The organism is Pontibacter lucknowensis, assembly GCF_900156415.1.
Lineage (GTDB): Bacteria > Bacteroidota > Bacteroidia > Cytophagales > Hymenobacteraceae > Pontibacter > Pontibacter lucknowensis.
Genome location: NZ_FTNM01000003.1, coordinates 179393 through 200120, shown reverse-complemented (window position 1 = coordinate 200120; position 20728 = coordinate 179393). Strand labels below are relative to the sequence as shown.

General features: G+C 51.7%; 15 protein-coding genes. 7 read left to right on the top strand and 8 right to left on the bottom strand.

Translation table 11 applies throughout. The annotated features are described in order from the left end of the window. Positions 1 to 39: 39 nt before the first annotated feature. Entirely contained in the window at positions 40 to 3225 is a 3186-nt protein-coding gene (locus BW972_RS11685) for a WD40/YVTN/BNR-like repeat-containing protein (RefSeq protein WP_076422272.1), read from the bottom strand. A gap of 502 nt (positions 3226 to 3727) precedes the next feature. On the opposite strand from BW972_RS11685, the gene dnaK reads away from it, so the two are divergent. From dnaK to BW972_RS11670, 3 genes are all read left to right on the top strand, one after another. Next, positions 3728 to 5659: a molecular chaperone DnaK gene (gene dnaK, locus BW972_RS11680; protein ID WP_076422271.1), complete on the top strand. Its 1932-nt coding sequence runs from the start codon at positions 3728 to 3730 to the stop codon at positions 5657 to 5659. Positions 5660 to 5829: 170 nt separating this feature from the next. Then, positions 5830 to 7068: an outer membrane beta-barrel protein gene (locus BW972_RS11675; protein WP_076422270.1), complete on the top strand. Its 1239-nt coding sequence runs from the start codon at positions 5830 to 5832 to the stop codon at positions 7066 to 7068. A gap of 193 nt (positions 7069 to 7261) precedes the next feature. Further along, a complete protein-coding gene (locus tag BW972_RS11670; protein ID WP_159439858.1) occupies positions 7262 to 8350 on the top strand; it encodes a porin family protein in 1089 nt (362 codons plus the stop codon). A 118-nt stretch (positions 8351 to 8468) separates the two neighbouring features. Here BW972_RS11670 and purE read toward each other — a convergent pair whose 3' ends face one another. Then, positions 8469 to 8993, bottom strand: coding sequence for a 5-(carboxyamino)imidazole ribonucleotide mutase (gene purE / locus BW972_RS11665; RefSeq protein ID WP_007660413.1), 525 nt, complete (start codon positions 8991 to 8993; stop codon positions 8469 to 8471). Position 8994: 1 nt separating this feature from the next. After that, the gene (locus tag BW972_RS11660; RefSeq protein ID WP_076422268.1) at positions 8995 to 10125 is read right to left on the bottom strand and encodes a 5-(carboxyamino)imidazole ribonucleotide synthase; all 1131 of its coding nucleotides are present in this window, start codon (positions 10123 to 10125) and stop codon (positions 8995 to 8997) included. A gap of 150 nt (positions 10126 to 10275) precedes the next feature. Between BW972_RS11660 and BW972_RS11655 the strand changes: the two genes are divergently transcribed. The 4 genes from BW972_RS11655 to BW972_RS11640 all read left to right on the top strand — a co-directional run bounded on the left by BW972_RS11655 (position 10276) and on the right by BW972_RS11640 (position 13997). Then, positions 10276 to 10893 (top strand): MarC family NAAT transporter, encoded by a 618-nt coding sequence (locus BW972_RS11655; RefSeq protein ID WP_040575002.1) that lies wholly within the window; start codon positions 10276 to 10278, stop codon positions 10891 to 10893. 176 nt (positions 10894 to 11069) lie between these two features. Next, positions 11070 to 11690 carry a MarC family NAAT transporter gene (locus BW972_RS11650; protein ID WP_007660835.1) on the top strand — a complete coding sequence of 207 codons (621 nt, stop codon included), beginning with the start codon at positions 11070 to 11072 and terminating at the stop codon, positions 11688 to 11690. A 153-nt stretch (positions 11691 to 11843) separates the two neighbouring features. Further along, entirely contained in the window at positions 11844 to 12884 is a 1041-nt protein-coding gene (gene hemE, locus BW972_RS11645) for a uroporphyrinogen decarboxylase (protein WP_076422267.1), read from the top strand. Positions 12885 to 12974: 90 nt separating this feature from the next. After that, the gene (locus BW972_RS11640) at positions 12975 to 13997 is read left to right on the top strand and encodes a porin (protein ID WP_083674156.1); all 1023 of its coding nucleotides are present in this window, start codon (positions 12975 to 12977) and stop codon (positions 13995 to 13997) included. 67 nt (positions 13998 to 14064) lie between these two features. Here BW972_RS11640 and BW972_RS11635 read toward each other — a convergent pair whose 3' ends face one another. The 5 genes from BW972_RS11635 to recR form a co-directional block, all read right to left on the bottom strand. After that, positions 14065 to 15864, bottom strand: coding sequence for a TrkH family potassium uptake protein (locus BW972_RS11635; RefSeq protein WP_076422266.1), 1800 nt, complete (start codon positions 15862 to 15864; stop codon positions 14065 to 14067). A gap of 34 nt (positions 15865 to 15898) precedes the next feature. Next, positions 15899 to 17698, bottom strand: a complete 1800-nt coding sequence (locus BW972_RS11630) for a TrkH family potassium uptake protein (protein ID WP_007660828.1) — start codon at positions 17696 to 17698, stop codon at positions 15899 to 15901. Then, entirely contained in the window at positions 17679 to 18698 is a 1020-nt protein-coding gene (locus BW972_RS11625; RefSeq protein WP_076422265.1) for a bifunctional heptose 7-phosphate kinase/heptose 1-phosphate adenyltransferase, read from the bottom strand. Before BW972_RS11625 ends, BW972_RS11630 begins: the two co-directional genes overlap by 20 nt. Continuing rightward, entirely contained in the window at positions 18698 to 19906 is a 1209-nt protein-coding gene (locus BW972_RS11620) for a pyridoxal phosphate-dependent aminotransferase (protein ID WP_076422264.1), read from the bottom strand. The genes BW972_RS11625 and BW972_RS11620 overlap by 1 nt, the downstream gene beginning before the upstream one ends. A 205-nt stretch (positions 19907 to 20111) precedes the next feature. Beyond that, entirely contained in the window at positions 20112 to 20720 is a 609-nt protein-coding gene (recR, locus tag BW972_RS11615; protein WP_007660826.1) for a recombination mediator RecR, read from the bottom strand. Between the last annotated feature and the right edge of the window lie 8 nt (positions 20721 to 20728).

The window sequence follows — 20728 nt, the reverse complement described above, 5'->3', positions numbered from 1 at the left end:
ATGGCAGGGCTTTCATAATTAACAGGTATAGGCTATACCTTACAAAGATCCGGTTGCTGGGGCCGCCTCAGCTTTTTTAACTGAAATAGCGTCCACTCCTTTCTCCTTCACCAGCCTGTTGAGCGCCGGCACATCCTGTGTTTGTACCTGCTTAAATAGATTCAGCTGCTCGTCAATCTGAGCCGTGATTTCCTTCTTGAAGGCATAGGCCTGATCGGTTGGACGGAAGTCGCCGGTGCTCACCTGCCCCACCAGGTTCGCCAGTTTGTTGTTCAGGCGGATCGGGAAGTTGAGCGGGTCCTGGCCGCTGCGGTTCTTCGTCTGGTGCAGCGCCTCTTCAATGGCCGTAATCTTCTTGTCGATTGCGGTGGCAGACTCCACTACATCTTTGTAGTTCTCCTGCCCTTTCAGGTTTCCTTTGAGCGTGCTGAGCTGTGCCCGCATGGTACGGATGTCTTTGATCGCGTCATGCGTTTCGGTCAGTTTATCGCGTACCTCGGTCAGGAAGGCGAACTGGGCGGCTCTGTCTTCTGGTGTAGCCTTGGTGCGTGGGTCAGGCAAAATGGTAAAGGCAGTCTCCTGGCTCTCCTTGTTCACCGTCAGCTTGGCTTTGTAGTTTCCAGGTATAGCCTTAGGTCCTTGCAGGCCACCGCCCCACAGGATGATGCCATCGAACTTACTTGCCTCCGGATAGCGCATGTCCCACACGAAGCGGTTCATACCCTCTTTCACCTCCAGCTTGTCTTTTTTCTCTTTGGCATTGCTAGTATAGCTGCGGATCAGTTTACCGTTCTGGTCCATGATCTCCAGCTGTACCACAGTAGCTGAGTCTGGCTTAGTTGGCAGGTAGTAATGCACCATCACGCCGCCAGGGTGGTTCTCACCGGCTGTCTTGGAAAGGCCTCTACTGCCGCCGTCCATTTTGTAAGTATCCAATGGCTTGTACAGATGAAACTTGCTCTTCACTATACCTTCGTTCAGCTGGTGCAGCGGCGTCAGGTCGTCTATGATCCAGAAACTGCGGCCCTGTGTGGCAGCGATCAGGTTATCGTTTTTGATCGTGAGGTCCGTGATCGGCACAATCGGTAAATTCAGCTGGAAGGGCTGCCAGCTCTGCCCGTCGTTGAACGACACATACATGCCATACTCGGTACCGGCATACAACAAACCGTCACGTTTCGGATCGGCACGCACCACACGGGTAAAGTGGTGGCCCGGTATACCTGTGGTGATCTTCGTCCAGCTCTTGCCATAGTCGGTGGTCTTGTACAGGTAGGGGCTGAAGTCGCCTGACTTATACATGGTAGCGGCCACATAAGCGGCACCCTTTTGAGTCGGGTGCGCCTCAATGCTGTTGATCTGTATCCACTCTGGTATACCTTTCGGCTGCACCTTTGTCCAGTTCTTGCCATTGTCGCGCGTCACGTGGATCAGGCCGTCATCCGACCCTGTCCAGATCACGCCCGGCTCTACCGGCGACTCGTTGATCGCGAAGATGGTGCCGTAGTATTCCACGCTGGTGTTGTCCTTGGTGATCGGTCCGCCAGATGGTCCGAGTTTGGTTGAGTCGTTGTGCGTCAGGTCCGGGCTGATCGTTTCCCAGGACTGCCCTTCATTGTAGGTCACGTGCACGTGGTTGGACGTGGTGTAGAGTTTCTTCGGGTCGTTGGGCGAGAACATGATCGGGAAGTTCCACTGGAAGCGGTACTTCATCCCTTCGGCCCCGTGGCCCATCGGGTTGTCCGGCCACACGTTGATCACGCGCTCCTGCCCGTTGCTATGATCCACGCGCGACAAAAAGCCGCCATAGTTACCGCCATATACAATCTCCGGGTTCTCCGGGTTCACGGCCAGGTGGGCACTCTCCGATCCGGCTGTCTCTTCCCAGTCATCTTCAGAGATGCTCCAGCCTGTGGAGCGGTGACTGATACGCACCGTGGAGTTGTCCTGCTGCGCACCGTAAATGCGGTATGGGAAATGGTTGTCGGTTACAACGCGGTAAAACTGGCCCGTCGGCTGGTTGTTCATGGTGCTCCAGTTCATGCCACCGTCTGATGTTACCTGGGCGCCGCCGTCATCGGCGATCACCATGCGCGATGGGTTTTCCGGAGCGATCCACAGGTCGTGGTGGTCAGCGTGACCGGCATAGGCGGATGTAAAGGTTTTGCCACCGTCCTTGCTACGGTGGTAAGCTACGTTCAGCACGTATACCACATCCTCGTCTTTCGGGTCGGCATACACACGGGTGTAGTACCAGGCACGCTGTCGCAGGTTGCGGTCGTCGTTCATCTTCTTCCAGGTCAGGCCGCTGTCATCGGAGCGGAACAGGCCGCCTTCATCGGCTTCCACCATAGCGAATACCCGGTTTGAGTTTACAGGTGACACTGTCACGCCAATGATGCCGAGCGTACCTTTCGGAAGGCCTTCATTTTTTGAGATATCTTTCCAGGTGTCACCCCCGTCAGTGCTTTTCCAGATGCCGGAACCCGGTCCTCCCGAAGACAGGCTATACGGGGTGCGGCGCACGTTCCAGGTGGTGGCGTAAAGGTGACGCGGGTTGTTCGGGTCTATGATCAGATCCACGGCACCAGCGTCTTTGTTGGCAAAGAGTGTCTTCTTCCAGGTCTTGCCGCCGTCGGTGCTTTTGAACACGCCCCGTTCTTCGTGCGACTTGTACAGGTCGCCCATCACGGCTACATATACAATATCCGGGTTTTGAGGATGAATACGGATACGACCGATGTGCTTCGAATCTTTCAGGCCGATTTGTTCCCAGGTCTTGCCGGCATCGAGTGAGCGCCACATGCCATGGCCCGATGACACGTTGCCACGCACCGTCTTCTCCCCTTCGCCCACATAGATTACATTGGGGTCAGCCTCACTCACCGCTACTGCCCCAATGGAGCCACCGTAGAAGCCGTCGGAAATGTTTTCCCAGGTAGAGCCGCCGTCAGTCGTGCGCCATACGCCGCCACCCACGGTGCCCATGTAGTAGAGGTTTGGTTTACCGGGTACGCCTGTAACGGTGGCGGAACGTCCGCCTCGGAAAGGGCCGATGGAGCGCCACGCCATGCCATTGTATAGTTTGGCTTCGTAAGGGGCAGCTGCTTCTTTTTGTTTGCTTGTGCGTGGCTTCTGTTTCTGGGCCACCGCTTCCGGCGGCGACATGGTCAGTGCCAGCAGCAGACAAGCCGTTGTACCAGTTCTAAGAAAGGTGCTTTTCATGTAAAGGTGAGCGAAAAGGTTTTGGATCAGTTTGTTTGAACTTCTGATTTATAAAAGTTTAGCTAAAAAAGCAAACCGACTCGCTGAGGCAACCTGCTCCCTCTCCCAATACCCTCACCTTAAACCTGATGCTGTTTTTCCAATTCCTAAGAGAGATCCGGCATCCTGTTCAGGCACAGCCATGTTTCAGATCTCTCGTTTCTTTCAGGATGACAGTTGATACCCCCAGGGTTCGGTGGCACAAAAGCAACATCACATGATTAGCATCAGACGAGTGCTTAATTTTAGAACCTACAGCAAAGCAACGCAGTACCAATACTGCAGTAATTATGTCGCACACGAGCGGGGCACCTGTTGCATGGTCAGACAAACAAGGTATAGCATACCTCATCCTGTGACAGAATGACAGGCAAAAGCACTGATTTGAGCCTTGGCACATACCTTGTAATAGTGCTAGCAACAGTGAAAAGAAATTGTAATCGAATCATTATAAAACTATAGAATGGGAAAGATAATTGGTATTGACTTAGGTACAACCAACTCCTGCGTTGCCGTAATGGAAGGTAACGAGCCGGTGGTTATTCCTAACAGCGAAGGCCGCAGAACTACTCCGTCTATCGTCGCGTTTCTGGACGGCGGTAAAGGCGAGCGTAAGGTAGGTGACCCTGCCAAACGTCAGGCAATCACAAACCCACAAAACACGATCGCTTCAATCAAGCGCTTCATGGGCCACAGCTACAATGAAGTAAGCGAAGAAGCCAAGCAGGTGTCTTACAAAGTGGTGCAGGGTGGCAACAACACCGTGCGTGTAGAGATCGGCGACCGCCAGTACACACCACAGGAAATCTCGGCGATGGTGCTTCAGAAAATGAAGGCTACGGCAGAAGACTACCTGGGTACTACAGTGACAGAAGCGGTTATTACCGTACCGGCTTACTTCAACGATGCGCAACGTCAGGCTACGAAAGAAGCTGGACAGATCGCAGGCCTTGAAGTGAAGCGTATCATCAACGAGCCTACAGCGGCGGCGCTGGCTTACGGCCTCGATAAAAAACACAAAGACCAGAAGATCGCGGTATTCGACTTAGGTGGCGGTACCTTCGATATCTCAATCCTGGAGCTGGGTGACGGTGTGTTCGAAGTACTTTCTACCAACGGTGACACACACCTGGGTGGTGATGACTTTGACCAGGTGATCATCAACTGGCTGGCCGACGAGTTCAAGAACGACGAAGGCCTGGACCTGCGCAAAGACCCAATGGCCTTGCAGCGTCTGAAAGAAGCCGCTGAGAAAGCGAAGATCGAGCTTTCTTCTTCTAACGAAACAGAGATCAACCTGCCATACATCATGCCAGTAGATGGTGTGCCAAAGCACTTGGTACGCAAGCTGACAAGAGCGAAGTTCGAGCAGCTGTCTGATGATCTGATCCGTCGCTCGATGGAGCCTTGTAAGAAGGCTCTGCAGGATGCTGGCCTGTCAACTTCTGACATTGACGAAGTAATCCTGGTAGGTGGTTCAACCCGTATCCCGAAAGTGCAGGAAGAAGTAGAGAAGTTCTTCGGCAAGAAGCCTTCTAAAGGTGTGAACCCGGATGAAGTAGTGGCCATTGGTGCCGCGATTCAGGGTGGTGTACTGACAGGTGAAGTAAAAGACGTGCTTCTGCTGGACGTAACGCCGCTTTCACTGGGTATCGAGACGATGGGTGGTGTGATGACGAAATTGATCGAGTCTAACACGACTATACCTACGAAGAAGTCAGAGACCTTCTCCACGGCATCGGACAACCAGCCATCTGTTGAGATCCACGTACTGCAGGGTGAGCGCCCAATGGCGAAAGACAACCGCACGATTGGTCGCTTCCACCTGGACGGCATTCCACCAGCACCACGCGGCGTTCCGCAGATCGAAGTAATTTTCGACATCGACGCCAACGGTATCCTGCATGTAACGGCCAAGGATAAAGCCACTGGCAAAGAGCAGAAGATCCGCATTGAGGCTTCTTCTGGTCTGAGCGAGCAGGAAATCGAGAAAATGCGTCAGGAAGCAGAGGCCAACGCAGAAGCTGATAAGAAGGCGAAAGAAGAAATCGAAAAGCTGAACGCAGCTGACTCGATGATCTTCCAGACCGAAAAGCAGCTGAAAGAGTATGGCGACAAGCTGTCTGAAGGTAACAAGTCGAACATCGAAAATGCACTGGGTCAGCTAAAGACAGCGCACGGTGCCAAAGATATCGCTGGAATTGACGCAGCGATCGAAAGTCTGAATAATGCATGGCAGGCGGCCTCGCAGGAGATGTACGCAGCCGGTGCCGGACAGGAAGGCGCAGCTGGTGCTGCCGGAAACGGTCAGCAGGCGGGCGGTCCGCAGGGCGCTGCTACTGACGACGGTGGTGTAACCGACGTAGACTACGAAGAAGTAGACGGTAAGAAGTAAGAATTAACTTAAGATACTAGAATCCCCTGTCGAGTTTCTCGGCAGGGGATTTTTTGTTTATAGCTCGTTGAAGATCAGAAAGCTGACAGGTATAAACCTGAAATATTTTTCTAACTGATTCCCAAAAAAATATTTATTTATATCTATATTTCATGGTACATCTTCGAGCCATGAAAACAACAAGCCTCCTATTACTGCTGATACTGGTAGCCAGCAGTGCCTTCGCCCAGCAAGATTTCAGACCCGGCTATATTGTCCGTAGTGGCGATACCCTGCAGGGCTATGTTGACTACCGGGGCGCTATCCGTAGCTCAAAAATAGCAAGTTTCAAAACCAGTCCTGATGCCAACGTATATACTTACAGTCCGGACGAGATTCAGGCCTATGGCTTTATCAATGAAAAAAAGGCATACGAATCCTGGCTGGTGCCTACTCCGGAGCGCACAGGTTTTGAGCGTTTCTTTTTACACACCCTCATTAAAGGCAAAGCCAGCATCTACACCATGCGGGACGAAAGAGACCGCGACCGTTTCTACTTCTCCAAAAACAATGGCGAACTGGTAGAACTCGGACAAACCTCTTACACGCGCAAAGACCCAACCAGCGGTAAACGGTACAAAGTACTTGACCAGGCTTTTCAGGGCGTACTGGGTTCTGCCTTTATGGAGTGCCCCACTATGACTGAGAAGCGACTGTCCTCGGTACAGCTTAAGGCCAACTCGCTTCTCAAAATCACAGAGGAATATAACGATTGCATAGGTGCTGACATTCACCATATACAGCCTCCGTCTAAAATTCAGGTGACGATGATGCCGGTGATCAGCTATAGCGTGTCCTCTCTGAAACCTACGGGCTATCATCTTTATGTAGATGGCACTTACGAGAGCACCGGTCTGGGTATAGGTGGTGGCCTGGCCTTCAATGTCAGAAACCCGGCGCTCAGTGAGAAGCTTTCGCTGCAGTTAGAACTCCTGTATGCGCCTTACCGCTTCAAGGGCGAGATCGATAATGTGAGCTACTTTGGAAGAACCACTGACTATGACCTGACGTTTGATCTGGACTATCTGAAGTTACCGGCCCAGCTACGCTATACCTTGCCTAATGGCAAAATACGCCCCTTCGTGAACCTGGGAGTATCTTATTCGCAGGTTATACGCTCTAAGCGCGTAGAAAAATCGCACAGCACTTTTCACTCCTCCAGCTCTGTTCAGGAACGGGAAGCACTGGTCGGCATTTTCAGAAAAGGTAACTTTGGCTTGCTTGGAGGAGTAGGCGTATCCTATCATGTCAGTGAGCATAAGGCCCTGTTTGTAGAGACGCGTTATGAAACAGCCGAAGGTTTCTCTCACCTCCGGGAGTTACGCTTACCTATTCACAGCCTGAGCGTGATGACCGGGTTTACCTTCTAACCGGCAGCCTGGTTTTGCGAGTTTATCAAACTTAAAACAGCTTAGAATGAAGCACTTTTATCTGACCCTTATCACTTGTTTATTTTTTGGCCAGGCCTTTGCCCAAACAGATTTCCGTCCTGGTTACATAGTTCAGCATGGCGACACGCTTCGGGGTTACGTCGATTACCGGGGAGCGGTACGCAGTTCCAAAATGACTACATATAGACCAGCGCCTGACGCCAAGGAGCAGGCCTTCTCCCCTGACCAACTGGAAGGCTACGGCTTTTACAGAGAGCAGAAGATCTACGAGTCGAAAAGAGTACCTGCCACAGAAGCTCAGGCTGAGCAGCTTCTGTTTTTGCAAGCCCTTGTGAAAGGCAGAATCAGCATTTATACCTACCGGGATGGGAACGACCGCGACCACTTCTATCTTTCAAAAGAAGGTGCCAACCTGGTAGAATTGGTAGAGCAGGTTTATACCCGTACTGACCCAAAATCCGGCAAGAAATACCGCGTAGTGGACAGACCATACCTCGGCGTCATAGCATCAGCTTTTTCAGACTGCCCGGCCTTTACAGAGAAACGCCTGGAGAACGTTATGCTCAGGCACAGTTCGCTTGCTAAGGTGGGCATAGAGTATAACCGGTGCGTCGGCAGCACACAGTTCACACCTGAACCTAAAAAAGCCTCGATAACGCTCGTGCCAGTAGTTGCACTTTCTTTCCCATCGCTGCATGTGTCAGGGAGCCATTATTATGCGAGAGGGGATTTCCGCAGCACGGGACTAGGATTAGGGGGAGGCATTGCCATGCAGGTAGCCAATCCATCCATGAGTGAAAAGCTCTCTCTGATAGTGGAATTGCTCTATGCACCTTATCGCTTCGAAGGCAAAGTGGAGGGTACATACAATACAGGCCGCACTACTTCCTATGATCTGCTTTTTGACCTGAACTACCTTAAACTCCCTTTGCAACTTCGCTATACCTTCCCTAAAGGAAAAGTGAGGCCATTTGCCAACATCGGGCCGTCTTACTCTTATGCAGTTCATTCGAAGAGGGTAGAAAGCAGGTATAGCTCGTTTCACTCCACCAGTTACTCCGAGGAGAAAGAAGCGCTGCCGGGGAGCGAATTTAAGAGCCATATGTTCGGTGCAGTGGCCGGAGTAGGCATAGTGTATCCGATTAGAACCAAGACCTTGTTTCTAGAAACACGCTATGAGACGACCGAGGGTATTTCCATGCTGCTAAGCCTGCCCAGCAGTATTAAAACCTTCAGTCTGATGGCAGGCTATAAATTCTGAATTCAGGACTATCAGAAGAGACGCTGCTTTAACTGGCAGTTATACTTTGGAATAAACACAAAGGCCCGCAGTTATGAAACTGCGGGCCTTTCTTGTTTAGGTTAGACCTATACTCGCATTAATCCAGATCACGGTCGCCGCGGCGGAGTTCCTCCACTGATCGCATCACCTTGTCTTTCAGGCTCACCTTATATTTTTCCAGTTTGTCAGCTACTGCGGCATTGGAAGTACCAATGATTTGCGCAGCCAGTATACCTGCGTTCAGAGCGCCATCAAGCGCTACCGTCGCCACTGGTACACCACCCGGCATTTGGAGAATAGACAGCACAGAATCCCAGCCGTCAATAGAGTTGCTCGACTTCACCGGCACCCCGATAACAGGCAGTGTCGTGATAGAAGCGACCATACCTGGCAGGTGGGCTGCGCCACCGGCACCGGCAATAATTACCTTCAGGCCTTTTTTACGGGCTTGCTCTGCGTACTCAAACATACGGTGCGGCGTGCGGTGCGCCGACACGATCGTGATCTCAAAAGGTACCCCCAGGTTTTCCAGGATCTCAGCTGCTGCTTCCATTACTTTCATGTCAGACTGGCTGCCCATGATAATGCCTACCAGCGGCTGCGTATTTGTTTCATTAGCCATATTATGCGATTACTTTGATGATGTTGCGGATTGATTCAGCCCGCTGCTGCGCTTCCTGCAGGTCGGTGCCCAGCACGGTGATGTGTCCCATCTTGCGGGCAGGACGGGTGTATTTCTTGCCATACAAGTGAATGTAAACGCCCGGTACAGCCAGCGCTTCCTGCAGCCCTTCGTATTTGGCCTCGCCGTCATAGCCGGGTTCACCCAACAAGTTCAGCATCACAGCGGCACTCTGTATATCGGTACTGCCGAGCGGCAGATTGAGGATGGCACGCAGGTGCTGTTCGTATTGGGAGGTATAGTTGGCTTTGATGGTATGGTGCCCGCTGTTATGCGGACGAGGCGCCACTTCGTTCACCAGTATCTGTCCGTCTTTGGTCAGGAACATCTCCACGGCCAGTATACCGACCATGTCAAACGACTCAATCACACGGGTAGCAATCTCGATAGCCAGGCGCTGCAGTTTGTACGGCACGTTGGCCGGCGCAAAGAGCGAGTCTACCAGGTTGTGCTCCGGATGGAAGCTCAGCTCGACCACCGGGAAAGCCGTTACCTGTCCGCTGGCGTTGCGGGCCACGATAACGGAGATTTCTTTCTCGAAGTCTACCAATTTCTCCAGCACCGACGGCTCTGTAAAGCCCTTGCCCAAATCAGCTTCGCTTTGCAGCCTTGTCACACCACGGCCATCATAACCTTCACGGCGTAGCTTTTGGAAAGCCGGCAAGAAATCGGTGTTGGATTTCAGTTCTTCAGCGTCTTTCAGGATTCTGAAATCGGCGGTAGGTATAGCGTGTTTGCTATAGAACTCTTTCTGAAGTCCCTTATCCTGAATCGTGCGGACGGTCTTCGCATCCGGGTATACTTTCACGCCTTCCTGCTCCAGCTTCTCCAGTGCATCGGCATTCACGTGTTCGATCTCAATAGTGAGAATGTCACAGTTCCTACCAAACTCGTACACCGTGTCGAAATCGCGAAAGCTGCCCACGTAGAACTCGTGGCATACATCTTTGCAAGGGGCGTTTTCGTCCGGGTCGAGCACCAAGGTATAGAGATTAAAATCGAGTCCGGCCTGAATGAGCATACGGCCCAGCTGTCCGCCGCCCAGTATCCCGAGCTTTACTTCTCCTTTCATAGTATCGTTGCTTAGGGTGTTGACTACCCAAAATTAAGGATTATGTTTTAATCGCCTTGCCTTCTATTGCATTTCTATACCTGGAAAACCTTGTTCTTTGGTTTTATATTGATTAAAAACTATATTGGAGGTTCTACGTTTATCGCTCCCATGGAAATTATTCTTGCCACGCTTTCTGCTCTCTTCTCCGTTGTGAACCCGTTCGGAGCCATGCCTGTCTTCCTGACACTTACTCAAAATGACACCCCTGCTCAGCGTAACCAACAGGCGCTCAAAGCTTGTCTGTACATGGTAGGTATACTGGCCGTGTTTTTCCTGGCAGGGCAGTACGTGCTCAACTTCTTCGGTATCCGTATTCACGATCTGCGCATTGCGGGAGGCTTGATGATCATGCGGGCCGGTTTTGAACTGCTCACACCGGGAGGCAGTAATAAGAAAGTGTCGCCGGATGTGGTGGAAGAGGCGCAGCACAAAGAAGACATTTCCTTCACACCGCTGGCCATGCCCATGCTTTCCGGTCCGGGTGCCATTGCGGTGAGTATCGGCCTGTTCACGACTTCGCTTTCCTTCTGGGATATGACCCTGATTCTGGTTGGCATCATTTTGCTGGCAGTGATCTCTTATGTCATTCTGCGCTTCTCAACGCAACTTACCCGCTTCATGGGCAAGGCAGGTCTATCTGCGCTCTCTCGCATCATGGGCTTTATTGTGCTGTCAATTGGCGTGAATTTCATCGTATCGGCCATTTATGCGCTGTTTTTGTCGTAGACCAGGATTGAAGGATTGACAGGATTTTCGAAGCTACGGCGTCATCCTCAATTGAACTTCATTCATTATCCCACAAGAAAAATCGTTCTTCACACTTAACAATCATACAATACGGCGGTAACGCAGGCGTAATTTCCGGGCTATAGCTTTGCATCAGAAAACAACCTGACCAAGCTATGGAAATGATGCTGGCCACTTTTTCGGCCTTATTTAGTGTGGTAAACCCCTTCGGGGCCATGCCCGTTTTCCTGACCCTAACCCAAGACGACACCCCCTCCAACCGCAACCAACAGGCGCTGCGGGCCTGCATTTACATGGCGCTTATACTGGGGGTGTTTTTTCTGGCCGGGCAGTATGTGCTCAACTTCTTCGGCATCCGACTCCACGACATCCGTATTGCCGGCGGACTTATGATCATGAAAGCGGGCTTCGAGCTACTCTCCAGCAAAGCGCACCGTGGCAAAAAGGTGTCGAAAGGCGTGCTGAAAGAGAGCATGCGGAAAGAAGATATTTCCTTCGCCCCTCTGGCCATGCCGATGCTGTCGGGCCCGGGAGCCATTGCCGTGAGCATCAGCCTATACTCCGATGCACTTCACATGACAGACCTTGGCTTGGTCGTAACAGCTATTGTCGCCTTGGCCGTAGTGGCATACCTGATTCTGATTTTCTCCCATCAATTACTCCAGTTCATGGGCAAGGCAGGCCTGTCCGCACTGTCGCGTATTATGGGCTTCCTGGTGCTGTCGATTGGAGTAAATTTTATTGTGACAGGTATAAAGGCTTTGTTCATTGCATAGGTATAACCAAATTACTATTTGCGCTATACCTGCTAAAAATCCCCAACCCCATTACCTCGCACAGAGTACACCAACTTTATATGACATTTGCCCTGCAGCATGATGATAACAATCATCTTCCGACAGTCAGCATTTTTAACGTATCTTTGTGCCATGCAATTGAAGAATGACCTGCTTATAAGAGCCGCCAAAGGAGAAACCGTAGAACGTACTCCGGTGTGGCTGATGCGCCAGGCTGGCCGCATCCTACCTGAATACAGAGCCGTACGCGAAAGCCTGAGCGGATTTAAGGAACTGGTGGAAACACCGGACCTGGCCGCCGAAGTAACCATTCAGCCTGTTGATATCCTGGACGTGGATGCCGCCATCATCTTCTCTGACATCCTGGTGGTGCCAGAGGCGATGGGCTGTACCTACGAAATGGTAGAGAAGCGCGGACCATGGTTCCCTAAGACAATCCGTACTGAAGCTGATCTGGCAAGACTCCGTGTAGCCGACCCGCATGAGCACTTGGGTTATGTGCTGGAAGCCATCAAGGTGACTAAAAGAGCCTTGAACGGACGTGTGCCTCTTATCGGTTTTGCGGGTGCGCCGTGGACTATTCTAGCCTACATGGTAGAGGGTAGCGGCTCCAAGACATTCTCGCATGCACGCGGTTTACTGTACACCAACCCGAAACTGGCACACCAGATGCTGCGCATGATCACGGATACCACCATCGCCTACTTGAAAGCACAGGTAGAAGCGGGTGCTAACCTGATCCAGGTGTTCGACTCGTGGGCGGGTATACTTACCCCGGCGCATTACCGCGAGTTCTCCCTGCCATATATCAGCGAGATTTGCAACGCCATCAACGACGTGCCGGTAACGGTATTCGCCAAAGGCGCTTTCTTTGCCCTGGAAGATTTCAGCAGACTGAACTGCGAAACCATCGGCCTTGACTGGAACATGGACATCAAGACGTCCAGAGCACAGGTTGGCCCGAATAAGACCCTGCAAGGCAACATGGACCCGTGCCTACTTTACAGCTCGTTCGATACCATCCAGCACGAGACTATTAAAATGCTGAAGGAGTTCGGGCCGCAGCGCCACATAGCCAACCTCGGTCACGGCGTATACCCTGATACTGACCCGGAGAAAGTGAAATGCTTCATCCAGACAGTGAAGGAATACAGCAGCGCCATAAAGCATTAGAGAATTTAGAGAAAAGCCGTGGTGAGAGCAACCATATTAGCCATTTTGCTCTTTAGTGCCCTCTCTGCGTCTGCTCAAACAGATACTACCATGTCGGCAAGCCCTGAAGTTCGCTTCGAAGGGTTTGCCGACATTTTTTATGCCTATGATTTCAGTAAGCCTACAGCAGGCTACCGGCAGCCATTCCTTTATAACCACAACCGCCATAACGAGTTTAATCTGAACTTAGGTCTTCTCCGGGCTACTGTGGAACATGGCAGGTATAGAGGTGCTTTGGCGCTGCAAGTTGGCACTTATGCTTCCGATAATTATGCTGCCGAAGACGAAGTGATGCGCCACGTGTTTGAGGCTAACGCAGGTATAGCGCTTGATAAACAAGCAAAGATATGGCTGGATGCCGGAATCATGGGGTCGCACATTGGCTTTGAAAGCGCTATCTCAACTGACAACCTCACTTTAAGTCGTTCCCTTCTGGCTGAGAACTCACCCTACTTCCTCTCCGGAGCCAAACTGACTTTTAACCCCACTCCTACCTGGACACTGGCCGCCTTGGTCGTAAACGGCTGGCAGCGCATTAGAAGACTACCCGGAAACTCCCTGCCCTCCTTTGGCACGCAGGTTAACTATGCGCCGCACGACAACCTGACTCTGAACTGGAGTACCTTCATTGGTACCGACGATCCGGATGCTACCCGCAGAATGCGCTACTTCAACAATGTTTATGGGCAGTTTGGCTTAGGGAAAAGAACCACCCTGATCGCTGGATTTGATATTGGGATACAGCAACAGCACAAAGGTAGTCGCCGCTACCACACCTGGTACAGTCCGGCGTTGATTACACGCTACAAGATCCATGACATGTGGGCAGTAGCCGCCCGCGCCGAGCATTACTCAGACCAGAATGAAGTGATTATATCGGCGCCTGCTGGAGAAAGCAGTTTTAGAGCTACTGGTCTATCAGCCAATGTAGATTATAGTCCGGCCCCAAACATACTTTGCCGACTAGAAGGCAGATGGTTGAAAGGGCAGCATAATATCTTTGAGATAGAAACAGGTTCAACTGACAGTAACTTCACATTACTCTCATCCATCGCCCTTCGCCTGAGCAGATGAATTGGTGAATGGCTGGATGCAGGATTCGGGCAGGTAGCGACTTAATGCCAGTACTCTCAAACTCCGATTATCCGACTGGTACGTGGGTCTCCGGATATTTGTAGGCAGTGGTGGTAGCGCGGGTGCTCAGGGCCAGGGCGAGGGTTAGCGTACCGACCCTGCCCATAAACATCGACACGATGATGACACCCTTCCCGGCATCCGAAAGGCCGGCGGTTATACCTGTGCTAAGACCCACCGTTGCAAATGCCGATACCTGCTCAAAGGCCAGCCTGAAAATATCGAACTGTGAATCTGTGATGGTTAGGATGAACAAAAACAGAATGTTGATCATGGCAGCAAACGTAAACACCGAGAAGGCTTTGTAAGACACCAAATGCGGTATGGTGCGGTTGCCAATTTCCACGTTTCGCTTGCCACGTATAGTTGCCCATACCGACAGTAGAATAATCGCAAAAGTGGTTGTCTTGATACCGCCTCCCGTAGAACCCGGAGATGCTCCGATGAACATCAGGAAAATAAACATCAGCAAGGTAGGCACGTTCAGCGCTGAAATATCGAGTGTGTTGAAGCCCGCTGTACGGGTCGTTACAGCCTGAAAAAAAGACGCGATCACAGCTTCCACAAAACTCAGTTGCGCCAAGGTATTGTAATACTCCAGCATAAAAAAGCCTATCGTGCCCATCGTAATAAGGGCAGCTGATGTGAAAATAGTGATACGGGAGAGCAGGCGCCAATTTCTCCAGGGCCTTTCCATTCGTGCCCGCATCGATTGTGGAGACAGCACGTCGAGAATGGTCGGAAAACCGATGCCTCCAAAAATGATCAGGAGTGCCACAGTCAGGTGCATCACATAAGAAAACCTTACTGCCTCGGTATACAAGCCCTCCGGGAAAAGCGATAAACCGGCATTACAGAAAGCCGACACCGCATGAAACACCGAGAAGAAAATCTTACTGCCTAAGCTCTCGAACTGTACTTCCTGTCCCCACGTCAGAAAGATGATCACAGCTCCAATGGCTTCTATAGAAAAGGTCATCACGACCAGTTTGCGCAACAGGTTTTTAGTGGAGAACAGCGATTCGCTTTCCATGATCTCATACATGGCTACGTGCTGTTTTATACCTACGCCCTGCCGCATCAGCGTAGCAAAGAAGGTGGCAAATGTCAGAATGCCCAAACCACCCAACTGCACAAGCATAAGCAGCACTACCTGCCCCGAAAAAGTGAAATAAGTTCCCGGATCCACTACCGCTAGACCTGTCACACAGGAAGCACTGGCTGCCATGAAGAGGGCGTCGATGAAGCGCATACTGCCCGGTGTGGTAATCATGTTGGGCATCATGAGCAGCCCTGCACCTATCAGGATCAGGAACAGGAAACTGAACAGGAAAGAGATCGTGGGCTTAAACTGAAGCGTTTTGAGGTGCACGCGTGTCTCCAGCAGCTCAATAATCAGCAGCAGCAGCATAAACAGCGACACGACCACCCGGTATACCTCTACGGAAAGTGGTATGTCGATGCTTTCGAAGAAGGTATAGATCGCTGATTCCTGCAGTCCGTAGGTGCTCACCTCGTTAATCAGGATGATTGCCATCAGCAGGCCTTCGAACCAGGTGCGCCTCAGGAACTTCTTCCGCTCGAAGGTATAGAGGATGCGCAGCAGGTATATGATTACGAATATTGACAGGATGGCATCAATCGCATTAAAGAGCAGCTGTATCGTCGCTGGTTTCTGTGCAATGCCATGCGCATAAATTAGCAGGCCAACCGAAATAAGGGTAAGCAGGTAGGTGGTTCGCCGCATCAGGGCGTAAGCTCTGAGCTTACTCCCATAAAGCAACCTGTTTAGCTCTTCTGTGCGCATTTAGTGAAGTTGAAGTCTCAAAGCTAACACAAGCTTAACCAATCGCCAAATGTGTATCCGGGTACTTGTACGCGGTAGAAGTAGCCCGTGTGCTGATAGCTAGCGCCAGCGTAAGCGTTCCCACTCTCCCGATGTACATTGACAGGATGATCACTGTTTTTCCTACATCCGAAAGACCGGCCGTTATACCTGTACTCAGCCCCACGGTGGCAAAGGCAGACACCTGCTCGAATGCCAGTCGCAGTATGTCGAACTGGGCATCAGATATAGACAGAATGATCAGGAACAAAATATTGAAGCCAACCGCAAAGGTAAACACAGCAAAAGCCTTGTAAGACACCGAGTGCGGAATGGTGCGTTTTCCGATTTCAATATTTCGCTTGCCCACGATGGTCGTCCAAACCGACAGGATGATCACTGTAAAAGTAGTCGTTTTTATACCACCCCCCATCGAGCCCGGCGAGGCACCGATAAACATCAGCATCATCATGATCAGCAAAGCCGGCACGGAAATGGCGGAGGTATCCACGGTGTTAAATCCGGAAGAACGGGTGGTTGCCGATTGAAAAAAAGACGTGATAAGCGCCTCCGCAAAGTTCAGGTGCGAGAGTGTATTGAAGTACTCCAGCAGGAAAAAAGTGATTGTACCGAAGGCCAGCAGGGCGGCCGAAGAATACACGGTTACACGTGTCATCATTTTCCAGTTACGCCATGGCATATCCATACGGGCACGCATGGCTCTTGGCGATAGTACATCAATGATAGTGGGAAAACCTATACCGCCTAATATAACCAGAGCAGCGATGGTTAGATGAAGTACATAGGCGCCCTGCAGCGGATTACTGTACAGGCCCTCCGGAAACAAAGAAAAGCCAGCATTACAAAAACCAGACACGGCATGAAATATGGAGAAGAATATCTTACTGCCAAGGCCTACAAATTCAACTTCATTACTCCACGTTGCAAAAACAATCACAGCTCCGATGGCCTCGATGGACAGCGTCATGATGATCAGTTTGCGGAGCAAGCCCTTTGTGAAAGAGATAGACTCACTTTCCATGATCTCAAACATGGCCACGTGCTGTTTTATACCTATCCCCTGGCGCATGAGCGTGGCAAAGAAGGTAGCAAATGTCATCACACCCAAACCACCCAGCTGCACCAGCAATAGCAGAATAACCTGCCCCGAAAATGTGAAGTAAGTACCCGGATCCACTACCGTCAGGCCGGTGATACAGGAAGCGCTCGTCGCCATAAAGAGCGCGTCAACAAAGCGCATACCGTCCGGGTCATTGGTCATTTTAGGCAGCATGAACATAGCTGTGCCCAATGAAATGAGCGTCAGAAAGCTCATCAGGAAGGTCACAGCCGGCTTCACCTGCAGGGTTTTGAGGTGTACTCTTGTTTCGAGTAACTCAATCACCAGTAGCAAGAGCATGTAAAGCGAGACCAGCACACGGTAGATCTCCACCGAGAGTGGCATGCCTATACCTTCAAAAATATTGTAGATAACAGGAAAATCGAACAGGTAAGTACCCACATGGTTGACCAGAATGATGGCCATCAGGGCACCCTCAAACCATGTTCGCCGCAGAAACTTGACCCGCTCAAAACCATAGAGGATACGCAGCAGGTATATCACGACAAAGACGCCTAGTATGGCGTCGATGGCGTAAAAAATCAGTTGAACGGTATCCGGATCGGTAACTACACCGTGGGCATACAGCAGCAAGCCTATCGCTACGATGGTGAGCGTATAGGTAGTGCGGCGCATCAGCATGTATGCCCGCAGTTTGCTGCCGTATAGTAGCCTGTTAAGCTGTTCGGTGTTCATGGGTTTCGTACAGCCTGTTCTCTTTTGCTTCTTCGAACAAGCGGTTTCTGTCGACAGGCACTACCCCTACCTGTTCGCATACCAGTCCGCCGCCCAGGTTGCTCAGGCCGGCCATAAATGGCAGCGAAGTGCGCAGCGCCATACACAGCGCCGCAATACTGATCACCGTATCGCCGGCCCCCGACACATCCGAAATAGAACGGCGGTGCGCAGGTATATAGGTTTTCTCCTCACCGTTGGCTACAAATACACCCCGTTCCGAAAGTGTTACGAGCACTTGCTTCGTGGTCAGCCGTTCCTGTAGTTGTGCAACCGCCTCTTCAAAAGCATGCAGGTTTTCGTCGGGGAAGTCTACTTTCAGGCCTTCTTTGAGCTCTTTCAGGTTTGGTTTGAAAAGTGTGCAGCCTTTGTAGCTCAGGAAGTTTTTCTTCTTTGGGTCCACCACACTCGGTATGCCACGCTCGTTAGCCAGTTGGATGAAACGGGCAATATTCCGCTCTGAAAACACGCCTTTGTCATAGTCTTCAAACACGACCACATCAGCCTGATCAAGTAGCTTCAGGTAGTGCTCCTCCAGGTGGCGTTCTTCGTAGTCGGCCAGGTTATGCTCAATCTCAGCGTCCACGCGTAGCAGTTGCTGACCACCGGCAATGATACGGTGCTTGATAGTGGTTACCCGCTCCGGGCTCTGCACGATACCTTCTGTAGACAGGTCTCGCTCTTCCATCAGGCGCAAAAAGTCACCTCCGTCCGGGTCGTCGCCGATCACGGAGCAAAGCAGTGGCGTTGCACCCATGGCCTGCACGTTCAGGGCCACGTTGGCGGCACCGCCGAGTCGCTTTTCGCGCTTTACCACGTTCACGATCGGCACGGGTGCCTCCGGCGAAATGCGCGTCGACTTGCCCCACAGGTAGGAGTCGATCATCACATCGCCCACGATAAGCACGGTCAGCCGGTCGAAGGCGCTGAAAATATCTTCTAAATTGGTATGCTGATTCATTACTGCAATTTGGCGAGACTCTCCTTGATGCGGCGGAGCGCCTCGATTAGTTTATCGTCGGATGTGGCGTAAGAGAAACGGATACACTGCGGTGCACCGAAGGCCTCGCCACTCACCAGCGCCACATGCGCGTCTGTCAGCAGGTATAGACTCAGGTCGAGGGCACTGCTGATGATGTTGCCATTGCAGCTCTTTCCGAAGTAGTAGCTCACATCCGGGAAAATATAGAAAGCGCCGGTCGGCACGTTGGTTTTGAAGCCCGGTATATCCTGCATGATCTCCAGCACCAGGTCACGGCGGCGGCGGTAGGCATCGCGCATTTCCAGGGCAGATTCGTTTCCACCCAACAACGCCGCATGGGCCGCTTTCTGGGCGATGGAGCAGGTACCGGAGGTGATCTGGCTCTGCATTTTTTCGCAGGCCGTCGCAATGTCTTTGTGCGCCGCAATGTAGCCCACACGCCAGCCGGTCATGGCATAGCCTTTCGAGAAGCCGTTCACGGTGATCACTCGGTCTTTGATGAAGTCGAAGCTAGCCATGCTGGCGTGCTTGCCCCCGAAGTTGATGTACTCGTAGATCTCGTCGGCAATGATGTATACCTGCGGATGTTTCTCCAGCACTTTGGCAATCGCCAGCAGCTCCTCCTCGTCGAACACCGAACCGGTCGGGTTGCAAGGCGAAGAGTACATGACCACCTTGGTATTGGACGTGATGGCATTCTCGAGTTGCTCCGGCGTTACTTTAAAGTCATTCTCCAGACGACCCTGCAGCGGCACCGGTGTACCTTCCGCCAACTTCACGATCTCTTCATAGGACACCCAGTACGGGGAAAAAATGATCACCTCGTCCCCCGGATTCACCAGGCACATCACGGCATTGGCAATGGACTGCTTGGCACCCGTTGACACCACAATGTTCTCCGGACCATAGTCCAGGTTGTTGTCACGCTTGAACTTATCGGCAATGGCCTGACGCAGTGCCGGAAAGCCCGGTACCGGGGTATAGAAGGTAAAGCCTTCATCAATCGCTTCTTTCGCGGCGTCCTTGATGTACTGTGGCGTCTGGAAGTCTGGCTCCCCGAAGCTCAGGTTGATAATATCATGTCCCTGTGCGGCGAGTTCACGGCCTTTTTTGGCCATCGCGATGGTCTGCGACTCCGAAAGCGCCATGATTCTGTCTGAAAGTATGTGTGATGCTGTGTTCTGCATGCTTATTCTGAATTAAGCTCCAAAGTTAATATAATGCAAGAGAAAACCAGTGAAGTGGAGAGGGAATATGGCGCGAGCGTCTACGCTCGTGACTTGCTATCGTGGGGCCTCTGGCCCAGTTACAACTAACTACCTATACCTATCTCCCTAAACAATAAAGGACATGCTTTTGCATGTCCTTCTCAGCTATTACAAGCCGCGAGTTTTAGTTCTTGCCGTAAGACGTGCGCTCTACGATGCTGCGTCCCAGGGTAATTTCATCAGTATACTCTAACTCGCCTCCTACCGGCACACCACGAGCAATCGTAGTGATGCGCACGTTGTGGTCGCGGAGTTTGCGGGTCAGGTAAAAAGCGGTCGTGTCGCCTTCCATGGTCGGGCTGATAGCCAGAAGGATCTCTTTTACTTCAGAGTTCGGCAGACGCTCCAGCAGCGAATCGATGTGCAGGTCCGACGGGCCTACGCCTTCGATAGGTGAAATCACACCGCCCAGCACATGGTACAGGCCTTTGAACTGCGACGTGTTCTCGATCGCAATCACGTCCCGGATGTCGCTTACCACGCACAACAGACTGCGATCACGCAGCGGGTTGAGACAGATGCCGCATACCTCTGTGTCAGAGATGTTGTGGCACTGCTTGCAGTGTTTTACCTCGGTACGCATTTTTACGAGCGCCTCAGCCAACAAAAAAGTCTCCTCAGACTCCTCTTTGAGCATATGCAGCGCCAATCGCAAGGCAGTCTTGCGCCCTACGCCCGGGAGCTTTGCCAGCTCCTCAACGGCGTTTTCAATCAGTTTAGACGGAAATTCCATTCAACCTC